This window comes from Fluviicola sp., from assembly GCF_030151805.1.
Taxonomy (GTDB): domain Bacteria; phylum Bacteroidota; class Bacteroidia; order Flavobacteriales_D; family Crocinitomicaceae; genus Fluviicola.
Map to the genome: position 1 here is coordinate 1 of NZ_JASLCN010000072.1, position 4,354 is coordinate 4,354.

Annotated in this window: 6 protein-coding genes; 1 reads left to right on the top strand and 5 read right to left on the bottom strand. The window is 39.0% G+C overall.

All coding sequences use genetic code 11. The annotated features are described in order from the left end of the window. From Q1V93_RS03010 to Q1V93_RS03030, 5 genes are all read right to left on the bottom strand, one after another. Positions 1 to 699 (bottom strand): polysaccharide deacetylase (locus Q1V93_RS03010; protein WP_300661252.1); only part of this gene is annotated, 699 nt, incomplete at its 3' end. Between the two features lie 123 nt (positions 700 to 822). Beyond that, positions 823 to 1,611, bottom strand: a complete 789-nt coding sequence (locus Q1V93_RS03015) for a hypothetical protein (RefSeq protein WP_300661254.1) — start codon at positions 1,609 to 1,611, stop codon at positions 823 to 825. 15 nt (positions 1,612 to 1,626) lie between these two features. Then, positions 1,627 to 1,764: a hypothetical protein gene (locus tag Q1V93_RS03020; RefSeq protein ID WP_300661256.1), complete on the bottom strand. Its 138-nt coding sequence runs from the start codon at positions 1,762 to 1,764 to the stop codon at positions 1,627 to 1,629. Positions 1,765 to 1,922: 158 nt separating this feature from the next. Next, a complete protein-coding gene (locus Q1V93_RS03025; protein ID WP_300661258.1) occupies positions 1,923 to 2,618 on the bottom strand; it encodes a hypothetical protein in 696 nt (231 codons plus the stop codon). A 544-nt stretch (positions 2,619 to 3,162) separates the two neighbouring features. Beyond that, a complete protein-coding gene (locus Q1V93_RS03030) occupies positions 3,163 to 3,507 on the bottom strand; it encodes a mannan-binding lectin (protein WP_300661261.1) in 345 nt (114 codons plus the stop codon). A 443-nt stretch (positions 3,508 to 3,950) separates the two neighbouring features. Between Q1V93_RS03030 and Q1V93_RS03035 the strand changes: the two genes are divergently transcribed. Further along, the coding region (locus Q1V93_RS03035) for a carboxypeptidase regulatory-like domain-containing protein (protein ID WP_300661264.1) at positions 3,951 to 4,354 on the top strand (404 nt) is incomplete at its 3' end.

Genomic DNA, 4,354 nt, shown 5'->3' on the forward strand with positions numbered 1-4,354 from the left:
TTGCAGCATCGCAATTTCTGTTCCCAATACTTCCAGGTTGAGATCTGTGTTGGGTTTGAGCAGGAAGTTCTCGGCCAGCGGCAGTTTCGGATTGTAATAATGTGTATACGAATGATTGATCCACGTAATAGCGATATTTCCCTTTGCCTGTAATCCCTTCAGCCATTCAATGTCGTTGATATGTGTAAGTAAAAAACGACCGGAAAGCGATAAGGCGAGGGGAACCGGTTGTTCAATTTTACTGAACTCAGCAATCAGGGAAGTGAAAATAGTCCGGTCGAGCGGTTTTTCAGACGGGCACAAATCAATGGTAAGTGTAATTCCCTTTTCTACCGGATAACCATGCGTAATTCCGGCATCCTGCATCGCAAAGGATTGTTTGTCGGCATAAACCAAAGCCTTGATATATGGACGATCCGAAAATGATGCAATTAATTTTGACCAGCTTGTTTCAGTAACTGCCAGGTCTTTTGCCGGAAGCACAGCCGTCTCGAGCGTCTGCATGTTTACAGTGAAATAGAAGTGATTTCCCTGCTGATCGAAATGACGTAAAACGAGTAATTCCTGCCCCTTCAAATTTCCGGTTGCCAGGAAAAAATGATAATTTTCGATGGTCGTTTGCGAAAAGGAGAAACTGAAAGAAAGTGAAAGCAAAAAAGCCATCCAAAAAACACCATATTTATGCATAGTGATATTCATTGATATTAAAAGAGTAATTTAAGAAAAAAGACTTAAATACACCTTTCTGAAAACAAAAAGAGACCGCCGTTTTCACGGTCGGTCTCTTTCACATTACTTTTTAAAAAGAACTTGTTTAACTTCTTACAGTTTCACAGTATAATCGTCTCCTTTATTATCTTCTCCAACGAATTGGAATACTTTCTCACCTGCATTTACTCTGTAATACAAAACAAGACTTGTTTTTCCCGGATCAACCTGGGATGGTTTTTCTCCGAATTCTGAACCGGACTCAGGAAGTGAGTAACCGTATTCAGTGATTAACCACGGCATGCTCACCCATGCTTTTTCTGAAGCAGATGAGTTTTCAATATCCAATTCCAGTTTGATGAACGTAACATACTCCATTCCTGGCAATCCTGCATGGAATTTTTTCACTTTCTCGTCTTTCACGTTGTATGTGATCTTATTGAAGGTGTATGTTTTTGTTAATCCGAAAATGATGTCTTCAACTGCATGTGTTGCGTTCAAAGCAACGGTCTTTTCTGCCGGAGCTTCTAATTTCTTCAAGGGTAATAACGTTTCCTTTTTTTCTTTGCTTAAATCAACGTTTAACTCATTTTTACTGCTGGCACCCAAATACAGGTCGTCCAGTTTCGCATCTACAGGAACACTAAATACCGCATAACCCGATTCGTAAGTAGATGAAAGTCCTTTGAACGTTGGTCCTGTAGCAAGAGAAGTACTTGCAGCATACGTTTTCTTCGTTGCAGCATCAAAAAGAGAGATGTTTGTTTCCAACATTCCGATATTTGTATTCATCTCTGTTGTTTGAACGGAGAATTCTACCTTTATCAGTTTGTCGTCTCCGCTTTTCGGGCTGAAATCTTCTTTTCCATCCCAATCGTCAGTTAAAGTCTTCAGATTAAACAAATTGTATACCGGGTCTCAGTACTCATTGTTTTTTCCATTTAGGAAACCTTTCACATTGGAAGTATATTCCGTCACTTTGCTTTCCGGAGTTCTGGAACAAGAAGCAGCCAAAAGAGCTCCTCCGATAAGCAGACACAAAAATTGTTTTTTCATTAGATCGTAAATTTGTTATTTGTTGGCAAAGTTAGCTATTCACCAGTGCAGGCAGCGAAATGTGGCTGAAAACTTAAAACCAAATTGATATTCGCTTGATATTGGAGTATAAGCGTTGAGTTTTTTGGTGTTTTCGGGATTCGGATAAATGGATTTAATTATGCAACACCCAGGTTCTTATTTCCACTATTGTTCCAGATGTGATTGATTTCGGAACATGCAGTTTTTAATTGTCGTACATCATAGCGGATCTTATGAGAGGCTGTTATCACAGATTGAGCAAATGGATCAATGCATAAACAAAAGCGCGGGTCAACAATCTCATCTTCTTCAGCGACAAAACCGCTTAAGAATAAATTCAATAATTGGGCTACCAATGCAGATTGCTTGTTGCTGAAAGGTTTTCCCTTTGAAATATGAACCTTGAATGCTCCAATATATTTTTGACCATCAATTACTACTCTGAATATTCCTGAAGGAGAAATTTTTATTAGCACACCGTATAACTGATAAAACTTTGCTTTTGTTGTTAAACGTTCAAGCTTTGCATCTAACAATTCTTGTGGTAAGTTCATATTCATCCAATTAGCTAAAGCTTCAAGAGAACCAGCTTTATTACTGATGTGCCATTTTTTTTTAATCGGTTGTTGGCGAATATATTCAATAGCCATTTTAACCAATTCATGATTCTTGTTTCCCATGAAAGACTTGACTATTGATGCCCTTGCCTTTTGATAATATGGAATACGAACAGGATCAGGATCCAGCTGTTCTTCGATAATTTTTATTTTCCTGGATTCGGTTGCTTCCAGAAATTCCGCAAGAGGATTTATTGAAATTTCGATTTGTTGCATTGTAGTAGTATTTTATAACTGACTGCAAAACGAAATTTAAGTTTTTTGGTTGCTTTTTATTGTGTTGATTTATAGTTTGTTAACGTTTTTTTAGGTTAAAATTAATTCATGCCTATGAAATTATTTTCTCAGGATTACAAACTCGCAAATAATCCGACACTTCACACACCTGTAAAATCCAATGTTCAAAAATCCAATCAAAAAGCAAATAAAACACCGTCATGTACAGGTTAACTACGGATAGAGCATAGGTAGAGTATGGGTACTGTATAGATAGAGTATTAAAAAGTTATAAATCTAACATTTATTTTTAGCCTGTTTCCGGCGTTTTTGACCATCATTTATCCACGTAAGTCTCAAAAGTCTAACCCTTTAGGTCTTGACTCTTTCCGTCTTAACCCCTTCTCAAAAATGCGCATTCCTCATAGATGCACCAGAAGCCTGAGTGGCTGTATTTTGGGGAATGCTTTGATTCTTTGTTCCGGAAGTCAGATTAAAAAAGAAACCACCGGACTTACCCGGCAGTTTCTTAAGAGTTTGTGTGTTAGAACGTATATTTGATCTCAATAACACTCATGACACTTTCAACAATGGTTTTCCATTGACCGGTAAATTCAGCACCGTAGGAAGCAGCCAATGTTTTTCCTACTTGTTGAGCTTCGTCGTTGCTCCAGATCGGTCCGGCAAGAACATAGGTTTTAAACTCGTTTTTCCCGGTGTTTTTCACTTGTAGTTCCACTTCAACTACGCTCATTTGACCTTCAATAACGGTATTCCACTGTCCAGTAAATTTACCTTGATGTGCTGCAGCAATAAGTGGTCCCATTTTTTGAGCTTCATCATTACTCCAGAGTGGACCTGCGGGGATGTTTACTTTGTACGTTGACATATTCATTTGTTTTTCTCCTACTCATCAGGCTTTTCGGTGACCGCCTCCTATGATTTACTGCACGGGAACAGTTCGTTTTTTTAGTGGGTTCTGCTCCACTTCTGACAAGCACGGCATCTAACGGTTATTTCATACTGTGAAGAATGCTGTGTTTCTGAATTCAGTGATGGGACGAATGTAGATGAATCCTGTGCAGAGAAGCGGAATGATTGTCACAGGAAGCTGTTTTCATGTCATGAAAGACACCTTTTGAATCACGAGTAGTAACACCTTGCGATGAAATTCCTGGAGTGGAAAGAACAGGCCGTCGGAATTTTAGTGCGTTTAAAGAAAGAGATCTACCTTTCCGGGGCACGATTTTTGCTATTCTCCAAAGATTTTTTTTCGGAATAAATAAACCTTTTGTCCCGAAAACAATCAAAGGATAGATACAAACCCATATTATGCAACAACACTCCATTCTTGTTCTTCTGATCAGCATCTTTAGTCTTTCTTTTACAGGCTTTTCACAAACCGAACTCACCGGAAAAATTTCCGATAAACAAACTTCTGAAATGCTGATGGATGTGCGGGTTGTTTTGCTTTCCGTACCGGATTCAAGTGTGGTGAAAGTTGCCATGACCAATGAAGAAGGAACGTACAGCATGACGGATCTGACACCCGGAACTTACTTTCTGAAAGTGACTTCCCTGGAATATTCCGATCAGGTGAAGAGAATAGAACTTCCTGCCGGGAAAACAGTAATGGATTTTGTGATGAAAACCGATACCAAACTCATCGAAGAAGTGACGGTGGAAGCAAAGGCAATCCGGGTGGAGCAAAAAGGAGATACCACGCAATACAATGC